The organism is Candidatus Eisenbacteria bacterium, from assembly GCA_016867715.1.
Classification (GTDB): Bacteria; Orphanbacterota; Orphanbacteria; order Orphanbacterales; family Orphanbacteraceae; genus VGIW01.
On sequence record VGIW01000051.1, the window covers coordinates 1 to 22116 of the forward strand.

18 protein-coding genes are annotated in these 22116 nt (G+C 65.0%); 7 read left to right on the forward strand and 11 right to left on the reverse strand.

The genetic code is table 11. The features are described from left to right. Positions 1–918: 918 nt before the first annotated feature. Together FJY73_09410 and FJY73_09415 are read left to right on the forward strand one after the other, a co-directional pair. On the forward strand, positions 919–3126 hold the full coding sequence (locus FJY73_09410; GenBank protein MBM3320878.1) for a sigma 54-interacting transcriptional regulator: 2208 nt from the start codon (positions 919–921) through the stop codon (positions 3124–3126). 148 nt (positions 3127–3274) lie between these two features. After that, complete coding sequence (locus FJY73_09415) at positions 3275–5287, forward strand: OPT/YSL family transporter (protein MBM3320879.1); 2013 nt, start codon at positions 3275–3277, stop codon at positions 5285–5287. 45 nt (positions 5288–5332) lie between these two features. On the opposite strand, the gene FJY73_09420 is transcribed toward FJY73_09415, so the two are convergent. The 5 genes from FJY73_09420 to ychF all read right to left on the reverse strand — a co-directional run bounded on the left by FJY73_09420 (position 5333) and on the right by ychF (position 8748). Then, complete coding sequence (locus FJY73_09420; protein ID MBM3320880.1) at positions 5333–5866, reverse strand: periplasmic heavy metal sensor; 534 nt, start codon at positions 5864–5866, stop codon at positions 5333–5335. Next, positions 5863–6303, reverse strand: coding sequence for a hypothetical protein (locus tag FJY73_09425; protein MBM3320881.1), 441 nt, complete (start codon positions 6301–6303; stop codon positions 5863–5865). The genes FJY73_09420 and FJY73_09425 overlap by 4 nt, the downstream gene beginning before the upstream one ends. Before the next feature lie 23 nt (positions 6304–6326). Then, a complete protein-coding gene (locus FJY73_09430) occupies positions 6327–6857 on the reverse strand; it encodes a sigma-70 family RNA polymerase sigma factor (GenBank protein ID MBM3320882.1) in 531 nt (176 codons plus the stop codon). A gap of 72 nt (positions 6858–6929) precedes the next feature. Further along, complete coding sequence (locus tag FJY73_09435; protein ID MBM3320883.1) at positions 6930–7511, reverse strand: Spy/CpxP family protein refolding chaperone; 582 nt, start codon at positions 7509–7511, stop codon at positions 6930–6932. Positions 7512–7668: 157 nt separating this feature from the next. Next, entirely contained in the window at positions 7669–8748 is a 1080-nt protein-coding gene (gene ychF / locus FJY73_09440) for a redox-regulated ATPase YchF (protein ID MBM3320884.1), read from the reverse strand. A gap of 475 nt (positions 8749–9223) precedes the next feature. On the opposite strand from ychF, the gene FJY73_09445 reads away from it, so the two are divergent. Beyond that, positions 9224–11005 (forward strand): hypothetical protein, encoded by a 1782-nt coding sequence (locus FJY73_09445; protein MBM3320885.1) that lies wholly within the window; start codon positions 9224–9226, stop codon positions 11003–11005. Positions 11006–11124: 119 nt separating this feature from the next. After that, entirely contained in the window at positions 11125–12489 is a 1365-nt protein-coding gene (locus tag FJY73_09450) for a dipeptidase (protein MBM3320886.1), read from the forward strand. 184 nt (positions 12490–12673) lie between these two features. Here FJY73_09450 and FJY73_09455 read toward each other — a convergent pair whose 3' ends face one another. The 5 genes from FJY73_09455 to FJY73_09475 are packed head-to-tail and all read right to left on the reverse strand — an operon-like array spanning position 12674 to position 16374. After that, the gene (locus FJY73_09455) at positions 12674–13216 is read right to left on the reverse strand and encodes a thermonuclease family protein (protein MBM3320887.1); all 543 of its coding nucleotides are present in this window, start codon (positions 13214–13216) and stop codon (positions 12674–12676) included. Positions 13217–13247: 31 nt separating this feature from the next. Further along, a complete protein-coding gene (locus FJY73_09460) occupies positions 13248–13958 on the reverse strand; it encodes an SIMPL domain-containing protein (protein ID MBM3320888.1) in 711 nt (236 codons plus the stop codon). Positions 13959–14014: 56 nt separating this feature from the next. Further along, entirely contained in the window at positions 14015–14752 is a 738-nt protein-coding gene (locus FJY73_09465) for a class I SAM-dependent methyltransferase (protein MBM3320889.1), read from the reverse strand. A gap of 32 nt (positions 14753–14784) precedes the next feature. Then, on the reverse strand, positions 14785–15171 hold the full coding sequence (locus FJY73_09470) for a hypothetical protein (protein ID MBM3320890.1): 387 nt from the start codon (positions 15169–15171) through the stop codon (positions 14785–14787). A 12-nt stretch (positions 15172–15183) separates the two neighbouring features. After that, entirely contained in the window at positions 15184–16374 is a 1191-nt protein-coding gene (locus tag FJY73_09475) for a tetratricopeptide repeat protein (protein MBM3320891.1), read from the reverse strand. 292 nt (positions 16375–16666) lie between these two features. Here FJY73_09475 and FJY73_09480 point away from each other — a divergent pair, with 292 nt between their 5' ends. After that, a complete protein-coding gene (locus FJY73_09480) occupies positions 16667–18607 on the forward strand; it encodes an NAD-binding protein (protein ID MBM3320892.1) in 1941 nt (646 codons plus the stop codon). A gap of 66 nt (positions 18608–18673) precedes the next feature. Here FJY73_09480 and FJY73_09485 read toward each other — a convergent pair whose 3' ends face one another. Further along, complete coding sequence (locus tag FJY73_09485; GenBank protein ID MBM3320893.1) at positions 18674–19543, reverse strand: DUF72 domain-containing protein; 870 nt, start codon at positions 19541–19543, stop codon at positions 18674–18676. 292 nt (positions 19544–19835) lie between these two features. On the opposite strand from FJY73_09485, the gene FJY73_09490 reads away from it, so the two are divergent. Both FJY73_09490 and FJY73_09495 read left to right on the forward strand, forming a co-directional pair. Continuing rightward, complete coding sequence (locus FJY73_09490) at positions 19836–21245, forward strand: alanine:cation symporter family protein (protein ID MBM3320894.1); 1410 nt, start codon at positions 19836–19838, stop codon at positions 21243–21245. Positions 21246–21418: 173 nt separating this feature from the next. After that, positions 21419–22090 carry a hypothetical protein gene (locus tag FJY73_09495; protein MBM3320895.1) on the forward strand — a complete coding sequence of 224 codons (672 nt, stop codon included), beginning with the start codon at positions 21419–21421 and terminating at the stop codon, positions 22088–22090. The last annotated feature ends 26 nt before the right edge of the window (positions 22091–22116 follow it).

The window sequence follows — 22116 nt, forward strand, 5'->3', positions numbered from 1 at the left end:
ATCGGCCTGTTCCTCCTCACGACCTCCGACGCGTGGGCGTATGCCGACGGCCTGCCGGCGAAGGAAATGGAGCAGGATCTGGTGGATGGGGATCCGGACTTGCCCGCCGGATTTCACAGTGGGAATCCGAGCTCCGGGCAGGAGCCGGTCAGCACGTGTTCGTTGTGGGTGTTCTTAAAGGCAGCTTGGGAGATAGGGCGACTAGTCCCATGATGAGTTGCATGCATGAGTAGTACCTGGGACAAGATCGAATCGCTTAGTGCGAGACCGTTTGGCAGTCCGCCGGACTCGGATCAAGAGGTCGCGATTCGAAACGACATCCATGCTGCTCTGCGAACCTGTTCCGAGGAAACCAGCCAGAACCCATTTGACCGTAGGATCTTCGTCGCATGGTGTTACGGGAGAATCGGGGAATACGAAAGAGCTCTCTCCGGGCTGAAGGAATTGGATCTACGTTCTTGTGACCTAACCGACAAGCAGTTCTGGTCGGTTGCCTACCTGACGATTCTAGTTTTGAACCGACTGGGGCGCTACCGGGACGCACTTCCTCTGGAAGACATCTTGAGGCGTCGTGCTCATGGGTGCCTGAGCCGCGACGCACTCTATTCTCTCTTGTTCCTCGGGACTGCTTATCTGCGGCTGGCCGACAACCGCCGGGCGGAGGGGATCTACCGACAAGTCGCCGCATTGGCGGATTTCCTGGGTGAAAAAGACATACAGGGGCAAGCTCTCAACAGCCTGGCTATCGCTTATAAGAACGCCGGACAGATCTCGAGGGCGATTGAGAGCGTGGAAGAGGCAATCGTCATCGGCTTGGCCTCCGGCGCAGAGGAGCTATGCGAATGGTATCAGACAAGAGCCCTGCTCTCCTTCTGGAAAGGAGACTTCTTCGGTTCGTTAGTTGGATTGAAGGAGGCCTTGAAGACCGCCAAGAACCGCGGACGTGATCGGGCCATCGTCGCCTCGGAGCTCTCCCTCGGCCGTTCGTATCTTGCGATGGAGGAGTGCGGGAAGTCGCGGCGGCATTTGGAGAAGGGCCTGGAGATGGCTTTACAGCTCAAGTTTCCGCGGGAGGAGGCTCTTGCGTACGAGTTCATAGGGGACTTGGAGCGCGCGGAGGGAAGAGGGGAGAACGCCGGCGATTGGTATCGCAGGGGACTTGCGATCGGCCTTCGGATCGCGCCTCGCGGGGACGTGGTGTGCGAGATCGGGCGGCGCTTGGCGGACTGGCATGTGGAGCGCGGAGAGCTGGGCGACGCGCGGCAGGAGCTGGAGCGGGCGTTGGAGATCGCGGAGACGACGGGGGATCGGCGGGAGGAGGGGATTCTGCATCGGGTGCGTGCGAGGCTGTTGATGGCGAGCGGGGGACGCGCGCAGTCGGCGGAAGCGTCTTTGAAGAAGAGCATCGAGATCTTGGAGGAGGTCGGCGCGCGGTACGAGGTTGCGCTTTCGCAAGCGGCGCGGGGACGTCTTCGCGCGGAGGCTCCTCGGCGGACGCGGGAGGAGCGGAGGCGAGGTCTCGATGATTTCCAGGCGGCGGCGGGGACGCTCGGGGAGCTCGGGCTTACCAGCCGGCAGGGTCGTCTTCTCGTGGAGGCGGCGGGTTCGCTCTCCGGGACGCTGTCTCCCTACGAGGGGCTTCGTCTTCTTCGGGAGGCGGAGGAGGTTCTTCGCGGGCATCGCACGGAGGAGATGCAGGGGACGATCGCGCGTCTTCGGGGGATGTTCGAGGAGGAGACGGCGCGTCTCGCGATCGAGAAGGAGGGTCCGTTCCTTCTTGGCGAGGGGGACGCGCGTTCGTTCGGGCCGGCGGTGCGTTTGTTGGCGCGGCGTCTGGGAGCCAAGCGTGCGTTCTTGCATCTTCCGTTGGCACCGGAGGGGGCGCGGATCGTAGGGTGCGAGCCATTGGAGGCGGAGGCGGTTCTCGCGCGTCTTCGGTTTTCGGAGGATCGGAACCTGATCGTGTCGGCGGGGCATGTGTCAGGCGAGGAGAGCGGATCGTTCGGGCCGTTCCTGGCGCTTCGTTCAGGGGACGCGGAGCCGTCGGTGGTGTATCTCGAGCGACGGATCGGCGCGGAGCCGTTTCACGAGAAGCAGGCGGGGGAGTTCGCGGCATGCGCGGAGCGTCTTCTTCGGAAGATCCCCTGCGTGCGGAGCGCGTCCGACCGCGGGACGTTTCCGAAGATCATCGCCGGGAGCCGCGCGATGCAGGAGGTCGTGGATCGGATCGTCTCGGTGCGGAACTCGTCGGCGACGGTTCTCATCGAGGGGGAGACGGGGACGGGAAAGGGGCTTCTCGCGCGACTTCTTCATGAGTTAAGCGATCGCGCGCGCACGGGACGTTTCATTCACCTCCACTGCGCCGAGCTCCCCGAGACGCTCCTCGAGAGCGAGCTTTTCGGCCACGCGCGCGGATCGTTCACGGGAGCGGTGGGGGATCGGGAGGGGCTCTTCGAGGTGGCGCGGGGCGGGACGCTCTTCCTCGACGAGGTGGGAGACCTCTCGCCGGCGGTCCAGATCCGTCTGCTTCGGGTGATCGAGGAGGGACGGATGAAGCGGGTGGGGGAAGCGATCGACCGGGCGATCGACGTGCGGGTGGTGGCGGCGACGCACCGGAAGCTCGAGCGGGAGATCGCGCGCGGGCGTTTTCGGAGCGACCTCTTCTATCGGTTGCATGTGATCCGGGTGACGGTTCCCCCTCTACGGGACCGGGCGGGGGACATCCCGCTTCTCGCGAACTACTTTCTCGCCCGGTTCGCGCGGGAGGAAGGGAAGGAGGTCGCGGGGATCGATGCGGGGGCGCTGCGTCTTCTCGCGCGCTATGCGTGGCCGGGAAACGTGCGCGAGCTTCAGAACGAGATCCGCCGCGTGGTCGCGTTCCTTCCGGCGTGCGAGCCGATCCGGGAGAGCGATCTCTCGCCCGGCATCGCCTCCGGGACATCCCCGAAGCGGATCGCGCCGGATCTCCCTCTCGCGGCGGAGATCGCCGATTTCGAGGAGTACCGGATCCGCGAGGCGGTCGCCGAAGCCGAGGGGAACACGCGCGCCGCCGCCCGCCTCCTCGGCATCTCGCCCCAGCTTCTTCGCTACAAGATCAAGCGCTACGGAATCGATTGGGGGATGTAGTTCCGTTCGTTCCGGATTCCGTTCGGAACGGAACGTACGGCACTGCATCCCCGAGGTTCCGAGATGCGCGCGTTGCCAACGCGCCCTCACGGCATTATCCTCGTAAGCTCGGTTCGAAAACCCTTTCCGCGAAACGAGGATTCCCCTCATGGCGAACAACGAGCGGAGAACGACTCCCGAAGAAGTCGAGCTGCGGTGGTTTCGGAAGCACTACCGAGGGGACATGGTCCAGCTCACGCGGCGGGCGGTCCTCATGGGCGCCTGTCTCGGCGCCGTTCTCTCCTTGACGAACATCTACATCGGGCTGAAGACCGGATGGGGCTTCGGCGTCGCGATCACCGCCTGCGTCCTCTCGTTCGCCATTTGGAAGACTCTCCGGAAGATCGGCCTCGCGAAGACGGACATGACGGTGCTCGAGAACAACGCGATGCAATCGACCGCCTCCGCGGCCGGCTACTCGACCGGCGGAACTCTCGTCTCGGCGATCTCCGCCTATCTTCTCGTGACCGGCCATCATCTTCCTTACGGTCTTCTCACCGCCTGGATCTTCTTCCTCGCGGTTCTCGGCGTGACCCTCGCGATTCCGATGAAGCGACAGATGATCAACGTCGAGCGGCTTCGATTCCCGTCGGGGATCGCGGCGGCGATGACGCTCCGGAGTCTCCATGCGGACATCGCGCACAGTCCCGCGCTGGAGGGGCCTTCGGCCGAAGAGACCGCCTCCACGCGCGCCGCGGCCGACGCCGAAGAAGAAGCGCTGAAGATCGCCGGCGATGTCGAGGGGACCGTGGCGAGCGCCGAGGAAGGGGAGAAGAGCGCGCGCTCGCTCTTCATCGCCGGCGGAATCGGAGCGCTCGTCGCTCTCCTTCGGGACGGCTTCGAGATGCTCCGCGAGATCGGGGTGATGACCCGCGAGTTCGTCCTCATTCGCGCCGCGTATCCGGTCTTCGGCGAGAGGGCGTTCCAGTACACCGTCGCGGCCGAGGGAAGCCTCCTTCTCGTCGCGGGGGGCGCTCTCATGGGAATCCGTGTCGCGACGAGCGTTCTGATCGGCGCGATTCTCTGCTGGGGAATCCTCGTCCCGCACATGCATCACCTCGGGGTGATCGAGTCGCTCGAGTACCGGACGATGGTTTCCTGGTCGCTTTGGGCGGGCGCGGCGTGCATGGTGACGAGCGGCCTCCTCTCGTTCGCGTTCCAGTGGCGATCGGTCGGGCGCGCGCTCGCGGGGCTCACGAACCTCTTCGCCCGCCGGCGCGGGGAAACGCGCTCTCCCGAGATCATTGAGATGGAAAAGATCGAGGTGCCTCCCTCGTGGTTCGCGGGAGGAGGCCTCGTCGGCACGATCGGCGTCGTCGCGATCGCCTACCTCGCGTTCGGAATGCCGATCTGGATGGGGATTCTCGCCGTCGTCCTCTCCTTCTTTCTCGCCCTCGTGGCGTGCCGGGTCGCGGGAGAGACCGACACGACCCCCGTCGGCGCGATGGGAAAGGTGACGCAGCTCATGTACGGGGCGATCACGCCGCGCTCGATGCGCGTCGACGCGCCGCTTCAGACGCAAAGCATCAACCTGATGGCCGCCTGCATCACCGCGGGCGTGGCGGACAGCGCGTCGGATCTCCTCATCGACCTCAAGAGCGGCTACGTGCTCGGCGCGAACCCGAGGAAGCAATTCCTCGCGCAGTTCTCCGGGATCTTCATCGGAACGGCGGTCACGGTTCCGGTCTTCTTCCTGCTCGTTCCGGACGCCGCTTCCCTCGGGACAGACCAGTGGCCGGCGCCCGCTGCGATGGTCTGGGCGTCGGTCGCGAAGCTCCTCTCGCAGGGGCTCGGGGCGCTCCATCCGACCGCGCAGGCGGGGCTCGTGATCGGAGGGCTCGTTGGGATCGCCCTCGTCGCGCTCGCGCGGATCGTGCCGGAGAAGCGCCGCGTGTGGGTCCCCTCCCCGATGGGCCTCGGCCTCGCGTTCACCTTTCATTTCTACTATGGGTTCTCGATGTTCCTCGGCGGGTTGATCGGCTATCTCGTGAAGAAGAAGTGGCCGAAGCGGGACTCGCTCTACACGTTCCCGGTCGCATCGGGAATCATCGCGGGAGAGAGCCTGATGGGGATCTTCCTCATCCTGCTCCCGATCGTCATCGCGCTGATCGCCTCTCGATGATGGAAACCCGCGGGCGCTTACGAACCGCGGCCGTTTGGACGCTGCCTATCGGGGGCCTCGCCGCGAGCCGGGCGCGCGCCTGATCTCCCGCTCCCAAGGGATCGCGTCGAAATAGCGCGCCCGCTGCTCGGGAGTGAGAAGATCCGCTTCCCTCAGCATCGACTCCGCGACGAGCGAGTCGAGCCGCGCCTGCCTACCGTTCAGCTCACGAACGATGGACCGCACTCGCGCGCGATCAGGCTCCGGCTTCGCGTACTCCTCGCGAAGGGCGAGGCGTGTTTCCTGAACGCGCTCCCGCTCTTCGATGACGAGCGGCATGATCTCCTCGATGACGGCGCTCATGCGGGAGCGCTGCGCCGCGTCGAGCCGGAGACGATCCGCGAGGCGGCGAAGCCGATGCCTCGCGAAATCCCCGCGCTCGATCTCGCACGGACGCCCGGGGCCGTGGTCGCCCGGCGGGCAGAGAAACGGCCGTGGGATCGGGTCCGCTCTCCAACGCTCCGCGACGAAGGCGCTCGCGAGGAGCCCGGCGTTCAGGCCGATCGAGACGGCGAGCACGAGAAACCACCCGCGCTTCATTGCGAATCACCTCCGTTCGCAAGCCCCGCGAGGTACAGATCGTCGAGAGAGGTCTCCGAGTCCGTGAGCAGTGTGCCGACCTCGGACCAGGAGTTTTCCGCGCGGCTCACGAGCCAACCCTCGGCGGAGCCGAGGAGAAACCCGAGAAGAAGCCCGGCCGCGGCCGCGGCGGAGGCGCCGACGGCGAACGGGAACCGGAGGGCGCCGCGGCGGGGTTCCGCGATGTGTTCCCGGAGGCCGGGCCACACCGGCCGGAGCGGCTCGGCGCCCGCGTCCGACTCGAGGATTCGGTAGAGGTTCTCGAGCTCGGTCCATGCGCGATGGCACGTCTCGCACCGCGCGCAATGCGCCCGCACCCACGCGGACTCGTCCGGAGCAAGCTCCCCGTCGAGACAGGCCCGGATCTTCTCCGTCACGTGCGTCTCATGCCGTTCCATTGATCCATCAATCGTTGATTCGTTCATTGCTCTTCCCGCTCTCCGGCGAGCTCCTTCTTGAGAAAGACCATTGCCCGCTGCAGAAGCGATTCGACGGCGGGAACCGTCGTGTTCATCGCGGCGGCGACTTCCCGGTAGCTCAGTCCCTGATACCTTTGCAGGACGACCGCCTGTCTCTGGCGATCGGGGAGCCGCGCGAGCGCGGTCCGCACCGCCCGCCATTTCTCGCCGCGCTCGAGAATATCGTCGGCGCGCGCGCCGGGATCGGGCGGATCGTGGAGGAGCGGTTCGAGCCGGATCCATCGGACGATGAGATCCCGGCGAAGCCGGCTCCGTGCGAGATTTCCCGCGATCCGAAAGAGCCACGAGCGGAACCGGCCGTCCGGCCGATAGCGCCCCGACTCCGAGAAGACGCGGAGAAACGTCTCCTGGCTCATGTCCTGCGCCTCCTCGCGCGAGCCGAGCATACTTTCGAGGAAGCCGAACACCGGCCGCTCCCAGCGCTCGACAAGGAGGCGAAACGCCCCCTCGTCGCCTCGCGCCGTTCGTTCCATGAGATCGTCATCGTTCACGGTCGCTTATCGTGACAGCATCGCGCGACCGCCGTCACCCCATTTCACGCTGTCCTATAGTCCGCCGTCCGGTCGCGCGCCTCGTCCTTGTCCCTCGAAGCGGCGGAAGCGCATCCTCTCCGGACGCGGATCTTCATCGTCGAAGTCCGTTCCGCACCAGCAGCCGAACCCGCAGTGCGGCGCGAGCAGCATCTTGTCGCGCTGCTCCGGCGTCAGGATCTTCCGCACCGCGATCCGGCTCTCCAAGCGCGCGATCTGGAGGCTCGTCCGAATTCCGCCCATCTTCTCGGCGATCTTCTTCACCTTGGAAGCGTCCGGTTCATCCTTCATCATCTCGCCGCGGAGGTCGTGGCGCGCGAGCATCATTTCCTTGTGAAGAGAGAGGAGCTTCTTCTCGTCCGCGCTCCGGATCTTCTCGATCATTTCCTTCTGCTCGGCGGCGAGGTCGAGCCGGGCAGCCATCCTCTCGATGTCGAAGCCGGCCCCTTCCGGCCCCATGCAGAACGCGCCCCCGCACCGTCCGCCGCGCCCCGCCGGCCCGCCTCTTCCCAGTCCGCCCCAGGCGGCCGTCTCCGAAACGACGAGAGCGAGGGCGACGATCGCCGCCGCCAGCGTCCATCCGGTCTTCCGTGTCATCCCGTACCTCCTTGGTTCGATTGAAGTTCCGTCTACGGGGTGTCGGGCGCGCTCCCCTGCGGAGCCCGGTTCCCCTCCGCTCATCTTGCAGAACGCGCGGGCCTCGCGAAACCAGCGGTGCGCAGGGAAGCCTCGGGCATGCTCTTCACGAATCGTGTCACACGGAGAAGCGGATCAGCATCACGTCGCCGTCCTGGACGACGTACTCCTTCCCCTCGAGGCGCATCTTCCCCTTTTCCTTGGCGTGTTTCTCGCCGCCGAGCTCGACGAGAACGCCGAAGGGGATCACCTCCGCGCGGATGAACCCGCGCTCCAGGTCGGTGTGGACCTTGCCGGCGGCGTGCACGGCGATCGTTCCGCGCGGAATCGGCCAGGCGCGCGCCTCGTTCTGGTTCGCGGTGAAGAAGGTGATGAGGTCGAGGGCCGCGTACGCGCTCCGAATGAAGCGGCGTCTTCCGTGCCCCTCGATGCCGTAGCTCTCGTACAGCGCCTCGCGCTCTTCCTCGGGGAGCTCGCGGATCTCCCACTCGAGGAGCGCGTTGAGAGAGAGGACCGGAACGCCGAGCCGAGCGGCCTTCTCGGCGAGAGCGGTCGGCGGATCGGCGGGGCGATCCTCGCCGGCGTTTCGGAGCACGAGGATTCCCTTCAATGTTAAAAAACCATACCCGGCAAGCATTCGTTTCTCGTCCGGATCAAGACCGAGATCCGCAAGTCGCCCCTCTCCCTCGAGACATTCTTTCGCCTTCAAGAGAAGGTTCCACTCGCGGGTCTTCGAGGGGTCTCCCGACTTCTTTTCCTTCTCCAGATGGGGAAGTCTCTTCTCGACGACGGCGAGGTCGGAGAGGATGAGGTCCGCGCGGATCTCGTCGAGATCGGCCGCCGGATCAACGCGCCCTCCAGGGGCGGGCGCCTGCTCGGAATCGAAGTCGCGAAGCACGAGGGCGAGCGCGTCCGCGTCGCGAAGATACGGCAGGAGATCCTCGGCGCGCTCCCCGGAGCGGTCCGCGGCGCCGGGGAGGCCGGCGAGATCGACGAAGGAGATTTCGGCGGGAACCGCCTTCTTGGAGCCGAAGAGATCGGCGATCTTCGCCAGGCGCTCGTCGGGGACGCGGACCACGCCGAGGTTCGCCCCCCGCCTCCCCGCCGAAAAGGGGGTCGTGTCGGCGTCCGAACCCGTTAACAGGTTGAAAAGAGTAGTCTTACCGGACGACGGGAGTCCAAGGATTCCGACCTTCATCGGCTTCCTCCGCGCCACCATCCTACCAGAAACCCGTCCCGCGCGGGGAAGTCCGCGAAAGGAAAAGAAAAACCCGGACGGCGGCAGATGGGTGAAGGTGGAGAAGAAGGCCCACCGTCCGGGCGAAACGGCCGCCTCGCGACGGCCAATCCACGTATCGAACGCGGGGCCGAGATCTTTAGGGCGCGCCTGCAGAAGGGCCCTCGGGCGGCATGCAGGCGCACGAGCCGCGTTCTTGATTGACGGCGTCCTTCTCTTTTCGATAGAGTGTTTGTACGTCAAGCTTCGCTTGATACCGTCGATACCCGATCGGTTCGGTGTCGGAGGTCCGTTGATCCTCATGACAAAGAGAATCTTTGACTCGCGCCGAAGCGTTTCTCTCCTCGCGGTGTCTTCTCTTCTCTTCATAGCATGCGGCGATGACGGGAGCACTTCGCCCGCTTGCGAACCGGAGTGGGGAAAGCCGTCGTTCTCCGTGTCGCGGGAGCCGGGTGTCGAGCAGGAGCCTCTCCGAGTTCTTTGGGGAATGTCGGACCGGGACTTTTTCGCGTTCGGGCCGGCGATCGCTCTCCGATACGACGGCGCGAGCTGGCGGCCGGCGGAAGGCGGGGGAGGGTGGGGCTTTGGAGCGAGGCTCTGGGGAACCAGCGACCACGACCTCTTCGGCTTCAGAGGAGGGAGCGCGCGCGAGAGCATCTCTCACTTCGACGGGGCTTCGTGGACGGAGCAGGTTCTCCCCTGTCGCGCCTCGATCGAGGGCCTATGGGGCTCCTCCTCGGAGAATGTGTTCGCGGTCGGCCGCGTCTACGAGGTTCTCGCGGGCGCCGCCGGCTCGAGCGGAAAAGGAGCTCCTCGATCGTTGTCCGAAAGCGGGGTCCTGCACTTCGATGGATCCTCGTGGAAGGAGATGCTGCGCCTCAGCGGACCTTGGCTTACCTCGGTTCACGGCGCTTCGGAGGACGACGTCTACGCGGTGGGAGAGGGCGGGATCATCCTCCATTTCGACGGGATCGAATGGAGCGAGGAAGAGAGCGGCTCGTCGGTCGATCTACGGTACGTTCGCGTAGGAGAGGACGGCATCGTGTTCGCGGTGGACGGGTACGGCGCCGTTCTGGTCCGCGAAGCGGGCGGTTGGACGCTGCGTTCTTCGGGCGCTCCCGAGCTCTTCGACGACGCGTATCCCTCGATCTGGGGGACTTCGGTGTCGGATGTGTGGGCCGCGAGTCATCACGAGTGGATCCTGCATTTCAACGGTGTCCGATGGTCTCGCGTCGACACGGGATTCGGCGTCTGGTTCAACCAGATCTGGGGGGTGAGCCCCGGGGAGCCGTTCGTGGCGTGCGAGACGGGCGCGGTCATTCGCTGCGCTGCGGGCGAGTGGGTTCTTCTTCGAGAAGGAACGCAGAGTTCTCTCTGGGAGGTTCACGGGGCGAGAGCGACCGGCGTTCTCGCCATGGGAGGGCGGGATCATGGAGCCTTGCTCCGCTCGGAGGGAGGAGCCTGGCGAACCCTCCGCGATTCGTTCGCGGCGTCTTTCCGGTCGATCTGGTGCGAAGAGGACGGGAGCGTTGTCCTTGCCGGCACCTCCCGCTCGCTCCACTCCCTCCCGGAGGAAGTCTGCGTGGTTCGTCTCATCGGAGATACGCAAGACACACTTCTCGCGGGATTCCAGGGAGCGATCGATGGTCTTTGGAGCTCCTCGCCCGGGGAGCTCATCGCGGTCGGCCGCGTGCGCGATTCGACCGGCGCAAGGGGAGTCATCTATCGGTTGAACGGAGCCGTGCCCGAGGAGCGATCCGCCGGGCGGTTCTGGTGGTTGACCGACGTGTGGGGCGCCGGCGCAGACGACATCTTCGCAGTGGGCCAACGCGGCGAGATCGTGCACTGGAACGGAGAGGATTGGTCGCGGATGGAGAGCGGCGTCGACGGGTTCCTCAATGCGGTGTGGGGTCTCTCCGGAAGCGACGTCTTTGCGGTCGGCGATCTCGGTACGATCCTCCACTTCGACGGCAAAGCTTGGAGCATGCAAGAAAGCGGGACGTTCCAGGATCTCTACGACATCTGGGGAAGCCCGGATGTCGGCATGATCGCCGTGGGAAGCAGAGGAACGATTCTCCATTACGACGGATGCCGTTGGTCCCCTTGCCCGCGAGTGGACTGGAGCAGTCTCTTCGGAGTCTGGGGTTCGGAAGAGGACGGGATCTTCGCGGTCGGCCAGAACGGGATCGTCCTATGGGCCGCGACGCCGATCCCGTAGCCGAATCGAGATTCGTCCGGCTTCCTTTCAACTGCCCGTTTCGTTGCCCTTCCGGGACATGTGGTTTACCATCGGGATCATCTCGCAGTTTCGAACTCCGCAGGGAAAAGGAGCGGTTCATGATTCAGAAGGTCATCGAGCGGTTGGAGAGGGAGAAGAAGAAGGCGGTGGAGGATCTCGTCGAGATCTTGAAGATCCCGAGCGTCTCCGCCGATCCGGCGCGCAAGAGCGACGTGCGGAAGGCGGCCGAGTGGCTCGCCGCCAAGATGAACGCCGCCGGGGTGAAGACGGAGATCAAGGCGACGGCCGGGAACCCGATCGTCTACGGCGAATCGCCCGGTCCGAAGGGCGCCCCGACGATCCTGATCTACGGCCACTACGACGTGCAGCCCCCCGACCCGCTCGATGAATGGGAAAGCCCGCCCTTCGAGCCGGTGGTCAAGGGCGGAAAGGTTTATGCGCGAGGTTCCTCGGACGACAAGGGGCAGCTTCTCACGCACGTACGCGCGATCGAGGCGTGGCTCGCCGAGGCGAAGAGCCTTCCGATCACGGTGAAGGTCATCCTGGAGGGGGAGGAAGAAATTTCATCCATCAATCTTCCTGCGTTTCTCCGCGAGAATCGGGAAATGCTGAAGTGCGATGTGGTGGTCGTGTCCGACACGTCGCAGTTCGCGCCGGGGATGCCGGCAATCACTTATGGTCTCAAGGGTATTGCCTACGCCGAGGTGCGGGTCCAGGGACCGAGCGCGGATCTTCACTCCGGCTCGTTCGGCGGTTCGGTCGCGAACCCGGCGAACGTGCTCGCGAAGATGATCGCCGAGATGCACGACGAGAAGGGGCGCGTCGCGATTCCCGGTTTCTACGACGACGTGAAGCCGCTCGAGGATTGGGAGCGGAAGGAATACGCGCGTCTTCCCTTCGACGACGAGGAGTACAAGAAGATCACCGGCGTCCCCGCGCTTTGGGGCGAGGAGGGCTACACGACGACCGAACGGCGCTGGGCGCGGCCGACGCTCGACGTGAACGGGATCTGGGGAGGCTACCAGGGAGAAGGGGGGAAGACGATCATCCCGGCGCGCGCGGGAGCGAAGATCAGCATGCGTCTCGTCCCGAATCAGGATTCGGAGAAGATCGCGAAGCTCTTCGCGGAGCACGTGAGGAAGGCGGCCCCTCCGTCGGTGCGAGTCGAGGTGATCCCGATGCACGGGGGGAAGCCGTTTCTCATCGATCCGAAGCTCCCGATGTTCGAGAAGGCGGCGCTCGCGATCGAGAAGGGTTTCGGAAAGAAGCCGGTCTTCATCCGCGAGGGAGGCTCGATCCCGATCACGCAGACGTTCAAGGAGGTGCTCGGAGCGGACACGCTTCTCCTCGGATGGGGGCAGAACGACGACCGGACCCACTCGCCGAACGAGCGCTTCGATTTGGAGGATTTCCATCGCGGGACGCTCGCGTCCGCGCATTTGATCGGTCTCTTGGGAGGGTAGCGCCGACGCCTGCCGCGGTCACCCGTCGTGGTGGCGTCATCGGACGGCGGGTCTCTCCTTCGCGCCGCATGCGCGAAGGAGCTTCCTCGCCACCCCGTCGCTCTTCGCGACCGTGGGAGCTTGGATCGATGGTGTCCGTGGCGATCCGCGTGGAGGGGAAGCTGGGGTCACGTACCGAATTCGGCTACTGCTCCGCCGGTTCGCGCCGGTTCTCGCGGCGCCAGATGTGAGGCGGGTCGAAGGGGGGCTTCGGCGCCTCGCGAGCCGCATCGAGGATCGCGGCGGCGATCTCCGGGAAGCCGCTGTCCCCGTAGTGCGAGATCGTTTCGTAGGCGAGACTTTCACGAATCAATGGAATCGCGAGGAGCTCCCCGTCGATAAAGACGTGCGCGAGAAGTCTGCCGTAGCGGTCGTTCTGGTGGGGAAGATACGTGACGCGCTTCGCCTTGCGAAGAAGCTCCTCGGTGCGCGCGGCCGCCTCGCGCCCGTACGGCTGATCATCGAAGAAACCGTGCTCCCTGTGCGTGATCTCGGGGGTGTCGATTCCGAGGACGCGGATCGTCGTCCCGTCGAACGAAAACGTATCGCCGTCGTCGTAGTCGATCCGCTCCTTCGGGATCGGGATCGCGCGGTCGGTCTCGAGCGCGGAGCGGGTCGCGCACGAGACCGCGACCAAGAAGAGGAGAAGGAGAGGAAGGAAGAGTGGTGATCGCGCATGACGCCGCATGATTAGTCGTTCCTCTTGTTCTTACGATGGGTCAATCGACCAGGTAGTAATCGATCGTCGTGACGACCCGGACGTTCTTGAGATCGGGCGAGTTCCGGTCCCGATCCTCGATCGAGAAGTAGCCTTGCGTCGCACGCCGGATCTTCCCCACCTTGCTCCCGGAGTCGCGGGCGAACTTCTCGGCCGCTTTCCTGCCGTCTTTCGTGGCTTCTTCGATCATCTCCGGCTTGATCGCGTTCAGGCTCGTGAAGAGGAACTCGGTCGGCGTCTCCCAGCTGTAAGCGGCGAGCGCGACCCCCTTCCCGACGAGCTCTCCGGAGCGCTCCATCGTCTTCTTCACGAGCTCGACGTTCTTCGTGCGCGCGGTGACGGTGGCGTCGGCGGTGTAGCGGTATTGGCTCCGCGCCTCCATTCCGCGGGCCCGCTCCGCCTCCACGTCGGTGACGCGCGGGGCCGAATAGGAAATCTCGTTCTCCGCGAAGCCGGCCTCGCGCAGGAAAGCGGCGATCGTTCCGCGCCCCGTATCGATCTCCCGCTGGAGCGCGGCCAGGTCGTTCGCCGCCGCCTTGAAGGTGATCGGCCAAATGGCGAGATCGGCGCTCACCTCGCGCTCGGCGAGTCCCTTCACCGTGACGAAGCGCTCGCTCGCTCGCCCCTCGTAAAAGCCGATCCCGATGGCGATCCCCGCGATCGCGACACAAAGACCGAGCACGAGCGCGTTCAAGAAGCCTTCTCTCGGCATCGCTCTTCTCCGTTTCGCTGAGGAAACCTCGATCCATCCCGCGGCGCGATTCTATCTCATGCGGGCTTCCGCATCACGAAGAAACCGGAGCCGTACCAGCCCGCGTTCCGGCGGTAGAGCTCCGCCTCGCGCTCCTCGCGGTCGAGCACGGCGAGCGCCGCAGCATCTCCCGCGTGCTTCGCGCGGAGGGCGCGAACGCGTTCGACGAGGGGGCCGAAGTACTCGTCCCACCAGAACGTTTCGGGAAGCGTGAAGTGCCCGACCGGCTCGTAGCCGTTCTTCGGAATCGCGGCGATGTACTCGGGCGCGGTGCGGATTCCCGGATAGTTGCCGCTCCAGCCATCGCGGATCTCTCGGGGAGGGTTCGGCCGGAGCCAGACCCCCTCGTGGACGACGAGGAAGCCGCCCGCCCGGATCAGCTTTCGCCACTCGTCCAAGCCCTTCTCGAAACCGATGATGTGGATCGCCCCCTCCGCCCAGACGATGTCGAAACTCTCATCGGCGAAGTCGATCGCGAGCATCGATCGGTTCACGGTCTCGATGCGTTCCGCGAGCCCCGCCTCGCGCGCGTTTCTCGCGAGCTTCTCGAGCGCGGATGCGTCGCAATCGAAACCGATCGCGCGGCCGCCGGCGAGCTTGACGAGCTCGATCGTCACGTCGCCCGATCCGCACCCCACGTCGAGAATGCGCGGCTCCTCCATCCGGGGAAGCATCGCGTGGGCGCGGCGCGTGTGGACGAGCCTCGCCTGATTCCCCTCGAAGAGGCCCGCGCGGATTTCTTTCCCGATGCTCATTGCCTTCCCGTTCTCCGGCAACTGCGCGCTCCCTACGCGGCCTTGTTCATCGGGGTGATCCGGGACTTGAAGAAGATCGAGGTGATGAGCTCGATGAGGAGCCCGTAGACCACGCCGAAGAGGAGCGTTCCGAAGAACATCCACCCCTTGTTGAACTCGGGGCTCTCCGGCGCCATGAGCCCGCCGGTCGCGAGCGGGACGCTGAAGATGAACCCCATGAGGAGGCCGTGCGCCCACCAGCGCATGCAGGTGAGCCCGCTCACGCCGATCGCGAAGCCGATCAGCATGCGGCTCGTGATGATCTGATAGATGGCGGGCGTCGGGACATCGCCCGGGCCGCTCGTCGCGAACCCCATGCAGACGAGCCCGAACATGAGACCGGAGAGAGTCGCGACGAGGATTCGCTTACCCGTGGGCATCGGAATCTCCTTTCACCCCGCGCGCTTTGCGCGGACTTGGTTGACGATCGGGCGGATCTGATCCGCCAGTGCCGTGAGACCGTGGTCGGTTGAGATCCGGAGGGCTTCCTCGGCGAGGGGAAGCGCCTCTCCGGGCTTCTTCATTCCGAACGCCAGGGCGCTCGCCTGACTCGCGAGCGAGAGGGCGAGCCCCTCGGGGTTCCCGAGCTCGCGGCAGATGCGCTCCACGTCTTTCAGTAGCGTCATGGCCTCGTCGAGGCGTCCCCAGTCTCGGAGGATGAGTGCCTGATCACCCAGGGACTCCCGAAGCCCTTCTTCGTTCCCGAGCTCCCGACAAATGTGCTCTCGCTCCTTGTGAAGCTCGATTGCTTCATCGAGTCGTCCCAGGCCCTCGAGGATGGACGCTTGGTTGCCCACCGATCTCTGCAAGCTGTCCTTGGTCCCGAGCTCGCGGCATCGGAAGTGCTCCGCGAGATGCCGGCGAACTCGAAACGCCTCCTCAGGGTGGCCGGTGTCGGCGAGGAGCAGCCCGAGAAGCCACGCACGATCAGTCTCCGTGTCTTCGAGGAGCGCCGACTTCCCCGATCCCGACTCGCCGAGCACGACGAGGGGCGGCCCGTCCCCTGCCGCGTGCCCGTCGAGCCTTGCGTAGTAATCCTCCCGCGGGATGTAGACCCTTGCGCGGCTCTCCGCGAACGCTTCGTGGTCGAGCGCCTCGCGGTCGAGGGGATCGAGCGTCTCGTCCTCTGGAAAGAGGCGGTCGATCACCTCCCGCATGTCGCGAAGAACGAGCGCGCCGAGCGTGCGCGGGTTCGCATATCCCTCCCGAACCGGAAGCCCGCTCGCCCGGATGCGCTCCTTGAGCGCGCGAAGCTTCTCCGCCGCCTCGGGGCTCTCCGCGCGATGCGCCGCGCGATTCTCCCCCGGCAGGTTCTCCACGTACGCGGGATCCCGAAAGTAGAAGAACGCGTGCTCGGCCATCTCCGGGTTCCTGAGAACGCCGTGCAGGATCTCGAGCTCGGTGACCGAGTGATCGAGGTGCTCGCGAAGCCGGGGTTCCTTTTCGATCATCTCCTCAGAGATCCTCCCAGGGAGCCAGCCGTAACGTTCTGCGAGGATCCCGATGAAGTACGGCCGGCAGCGATGGATCTCCTCGAGGCAGATCGGGAGGACCTTCCCCTCGGCGCGTTCCTCGTCGGTCACGCCCCAACGGAGATCGACTTCTCCCCAAACGAAAGGTTAATCCTATCATTCGATCCGTGAGACGGCAACGTTTCGTGCGGGCGCCCGCCGCGACGATCGGCTCGTCCGTGCGACCCCGTTCACGAGGCAATTGAAGCGTCGCGGGAGTTCGGCTAGGATGCTTGTGAGGTGCGGACGCGCGAACCGGACGAGCGCAGACGCCGCCCGGCGAGGAGGCGGCGAGCGCGAATCCGAAATCGCGAGCGCCTCGAGTCTCTAGGGCTCCGAGGAGACGGGAGAAGAAGCGACGCAAGTGAATGCTGAGAGGAACCGAAGTCGGCGCGAATCGAGACGGGCCTACGGCGCGAGCGACCGCGCGCGGGGCCATCTTATTTTCTGGTTCGGGTGGGGCGTTCTCTTCCTTCTCGCCTTGGTGCTAGGATCAGTCGGGTACTATCGCTATCTCCATCCGTCCGAGACGGGGCCGGGCTTCAGCTCGCTTCACCATCTTCTCTCTTCGCTCTACTTCTCTCTTCAGCTCTTCGCTTTGAACACGGGGTTCAATGAGGAGTTCCTCACCCGTCCGCTCGGATGGCCGCTGGAAGCTGCCCGATGGCTCGCGGCCCTCGTGTCGGCCGGCACGATCGCCTATGCGCTCGTCGGTCTGTTCGGCAAGCAGATCAGCGACTATCGGCTCCGGCACATGCGGGGACACGCCGTTCTTTGCGGGCTCGGGGATTGGAGCGTGGAGCTCGCGCGGGAGCTTCGCGCCGCCCGCGAGAAGGTCGTCATCGTCGAGAAGGATCCCGCCGATGAGTGGATCCCGGTCTGCCGGGCGCGAGGGATCCCGATCGTTGTCGGAGATGCGACCGACGAGATGATTCTCTCGAGAGTCGGGATCGAGGGCGCTCGCTCCCTCGTTGCGTTTTGCAGCGAGGACGGAACGAACGCGTCGGTCGCGCAGGCCGCCGGTCGAGCATTGAAAGGGAACAAGCGGAAGACTCCTCTTCCGTGTCACGTGCACATCACGGATGTTTCTCTTCGCGAGGCGTTTGAGAGGGAACGGGTGCTCGGGGGGGCATCCGGCATGACGGACGTTCATCTCTTCAGCTGTTTTCAGGCCGCTGCGCGCGAGCTCGTAAGGGAAGCCTTTTCGAGTTCCCGGATGGAGAACCTGAAAAGCCCGAGCACGGTTCACTTGGTTGTTCTCGGCTTCAGCGGGATGGGAGCGGAGGTCGCTCTCCAGGCCGCGCGCCTTGGGCATTTCCGCCCGGGCGTTCGGCTTCGGATCACGGTGGTCGATCTCGACGAGACGGCGGTGAGCGCGTTTCGGGCGCGCTACCCCGCGATGGGGCGCGAGGACGTCGCCGCGTTCGAATTTCGCAAGGCCGGTGTCGAGAGCGAGGATGCACGCGCGTTCCTAGAGAAGGCCGCGGAGGAAGAGGGCGTCGTTCTCTTCTGCGCGGTTTGTATCGGCGACGATTGCCGTGCGGTCGACGCCGCTCTCCGGCTCCCCCGCGTATTTCGGGAGAGGAGGCTCCCAGTCCACGTTTGGCTCCGCGACGCGGACGGGATCGCGGCCCTTTTCTCGAGGTCGCCCGAAGAAGGCGCGGTGCTGCCCGCGCACCTCTCTCCTTTCGGTCTTCCGCGATCCTGCGCGAGCCGCGCGGCTCTGCTCGGGATCGACTCGGATCGTGTCGCGCGCGCGATCCAAACGGACTACCGAACCGAGCGTCTCCGTCAGGAACTGGAGAAAGAGGGAAAGACGCTCCCGCAGGAGGTGACCGGTCCTGAACCGGACCTTGATGTGCTCGAGCGTCTCATTGCGGAGATCCCCAAGCTGGCGGACGATCGCGCGATGCGACCTTCGGAATCCCTCACCGAGGAGTTCCGCAATTCGAACCGCCAGCAGGCGGATCACATGCCGATCAAGCTGCGAACGATCGGATGCTACGCGGCGAAGGCTCCCGAGAGCCCGAACGACGGGGAAGCACGCTTCACGAAAGAAGAGAGCGAGATGCTCGCGGAAATGGAGCACCGGCGCTGGATCGCTGAACGCCGTCTCGCCGGCTGGGACTACGCGCCGGGAAAGAAGAACGTCGATCTCAAGCTCTCGCCGTCTCTCCTCCCGTGGGACGAGCTCGAGGAGAAGATCAAAGACTACGATCGAAACACGGTCGGCCGGATCCCGAACTACCTAACGATCCTCGGCCTGAAGATGTTCCGCTCGGGCGGGAAATCGCACGCCTTGTGAACGGATCTCCTGCTGTCGAGGGAGTTCCTCGATCCGAGGCGGCGCGAGGAAGACCCGCCGATTCGGTCATGCGCGGCTCAGCCTCTCCCTGATCCTCTCGATCGTGAGAGGAGCCGAGCCCTCGTAGTGATTGTTTACGTTGAGATAGACATCGACGCTGCTCCCGACGAACGTTCGGATCATCGCGGCGATCCGGTCGAGCTCCACGTCCTTCGGGGCGACGATCCGGTTCCACTTCTTCTTCGTCGCCTCCTCGATGCCCCCGCGATCGGGTCCGTGAAGACGGATTACGGCGGTTTCGATCTTCTCGAAGAAGCGGGCGTGCTTCTCGACCACTTCAGCGACCGGCGGCATCCAATAGCCGTGAAGGAGAACGGGCGCCAACTGGTGCCCGGCTAGAAAATCGAAATACGCATCGTCTAGGTAGTTGTTGTTTCGGATCTCGACCGCGTACGAAAAACCGGAGGGGAGCTTCGAAACGAACGCCGCGAGCCGATCGAGAAACCGCTTCTGCGAAACCATCTTGTTTCGGTTCAGATATTCGAACTGGAAGAGAAGCGGTCCGAGGACGTCGTGGAGCGGTTCGATCCGCGCGAGAAACCTCTCGAAGAGATCGATCGAAAGAAAACCCGGGTTCTCGACGAGCGGATCGGTCTTGGAAGCGAGATAGCAATGAGTGAGCGTGATGCTATTCGGCACCTTGATCGTGAAGCGAAAATCGTCCGAAACGGATTGCCGATACGCTTTCGCATCCACGATCTCCGGGAGCCGGATCTCGTATTCTCCGAAGAGCGACCAGAACCAACGGTCGATCTCGACGGTGTCGTACCGCGTTGCGTACTCTCGGAGCGCGTTCTTGGGCTTCGCGCTCGAATAGACGAGCCCTTCCCACGACGGGTAGAGCCAGCTGCACGTTCCGATGCGAATACGCGCCATCGGTCTTGTCCCTTGTCCTCTCTACGGCGCCGCGTGCGGCGCCGGTCCGCGCAAGCCAATCCTCCTGCAATTGTACACATCCTTCGTCCTCCCGCCGCGCAACGTTCGACGAGCGGACCGATCGAGACCCTGGCGATTGACTCTCGGGAGCGGATGGGGCGGCTCTTCGCGACAGGCAAAGATCGGGCCGTACGATCGGAGAGAAAGACAGGGCATCTTCGAGACGTTATGATCGACAGGCCCGATCGAGCCTGTCCGCACCGAGAGGCGAAAAGGAGAAGGGGAACCACGCATGACGAGCGGAAGTCTTGCCGAAACGATCCGGACCATCAACGAATCGATCAACGCGTTTCTCTGGGGGCCGTATGCGCTTCTTCCGCTTCTCCTCGGCGCGGGGCTCTACGTCTCGATCCGTCTCGGTTTCCTGCAGTTCACGCGGTTTCGAAGAATGCTCTCGGAGACCGCGGCGAAGATCCTGCAGCGCGGGCCGAAGGCGGAGGGGGACATCACTCCTTTCCAAGCGCTCACCGTCGCGATGGGGGGGACGGTCGGGGTGGGCAACATCGCCGGCGTTGCGACCGCGATCACGCTCGGCGGCCCCGGCGCGGTCTTCTGGATGTGGATCTCCGGGCTTCTCGGCATGGCGACCAAGTTCTGCGAGGTCGCGCTCGGCCAGCACTACCGGATCCGCGAGCCCGGCGGCCCGATGATCGGCGGGCCGATGACCTATATTCGGCGCGGGATGGGGGCGCGGTGGGGATGGCTCGCGTCTCTCTTCTGCGTGTTCGGAGCGCTCGCCGCCTTCGGCATCGGGAACATGGTGCAGGCGAACGCGGTCGCGGAGGGGCTCGAGCACTTCGGCATGCCGCGCTGGATGGCGGGGACGGCGATCCTCGTCGCGGTCGGCGTCGTGACGATCGGCGGGATTCAGTGGATCGCCCGCGTCGCTTCGTTCTGCGTTCCGGCGATGTGCGGGATGTATCTTCTCGGCGCCCTTCTCGTGATCGTTCTTTATGCGGCGCGCATCCCCGACGCGCTCGGTCTCATCTTCACCCACGCGTTCACATCGGAGGCCGGCATCGGCGGTCTTCTCGGATCGGCGGTCCGCCACGGGTTCGCGAAGGGGCTCTTCTCGAATGAGGCGGGGCTCGGGAGCGCGCCGATGGCGCATGCGACCGCGCGGACCGATCACCCGGCCCGCCAGGGGATGTGGGGGATCTTCGAGGTCTTCGTCGACACGATCGTCATGTGCTCGGCGACCGCGTTCGTGATCTTGCTCACGGGAGTGTGGCGCGAGGGGGCGGAAGGCGCGACGCTGGTGATGCAAGGATACACCTGTCTCTTCGCGAAGATGTTCGCAGCCGACGTCGCGATGGCGCTCGGGTTCGGTCTCGTGACGGTGAGCATGATCCTCACCGCGTACGACACGAACCTCGCGTGGTGCTTCTACGGGGAGACATGCGCCGCGTACCTCACAGGGCGCGGGCGGGCGACGCGCGCGGTCTATCGAGTCGTCTGGCTCCCCTTCACGCTGATCGGCGCGATCGGCGGGCTCCGCCTGATCTGGGGGATCGCCGACACGCTGAACGCCCTGATGGCTCTTCCGAACTTGATCGCGCTCTTCGCGCTCGGCTCCGTCTCGGCGCGCCTCGCGCGCGGGTTCTTGGCGGGGGAATCGTACCGGCCACCGGCGGACATCTGATCCCCGCGCTTCTCGGGAGACCGCCGCGCGCGACCGGCGCCGGACGGAATGTTCTCCGCCGCGCACGCGCCGCGTGGTACGATCATTGTACGCTTCCTTGAACAAGCGAGAGGGACGGCCGCCAGAAGCAAGGGCCGCGTCCGGCCGCCCGGGCTCCCCGGATCGGAGTCGGAATGAGAACCGTGCTGCTCGGCGTCGTCTTTCTCCTCGCTTTGCGGCCTGGAGGATCCGCCGGCGAGCCGGCGACCCTTCGCGAGATGTTCGAGAGGGCGGGCCCGCGGGAGGGCTACGACCGCTGGGTGGAGCTGGAAACAGGGGTCGTCTACACGGGGGGACTCCTGATCGGCCCGCTCTTCCTCCCCTACTCCGACACCCCCGTCGGCGAGCCGGGCCGGGACGTCCGCATCGTCGGCAACGGGGCGATTCTCGATCTCCGGGGCGCCCAGATCTGTCTCTCGTACTGCAATAATCGTTTCGATATCGACGATTGCATCATCATCAATGGAGGTATTCGCTTCCGCGGCTACCGGAGCGAGTCGGTCGATCTGCGTCCCTCCGGATCGGTGCGGCAGGTCACCTTCTGGCGGCCGCACGATTACGCGGTCCGCCTGCAGGTCGAGAACCCGGACGTCGTCGTCGAACGAAACCTGATCGTGGACGCCGTGAACACGGGATCGGACTTCCTCTACCTGACGGGCATCCCCTCGGAGTGGCTGCCGACCGGCGCGAGCATCGCATCGGGGCTCGGTGCGTCGGGAATCCGCGAGAACTGGAGCTTTCACGCGGACTCGGCGGCCAACGCGAATCCCCTCTCCCACTTCTCTTTTCTGTGCCCGTACGGGTGATTCGAGCCTCAAAGCTGGCCGGGGTC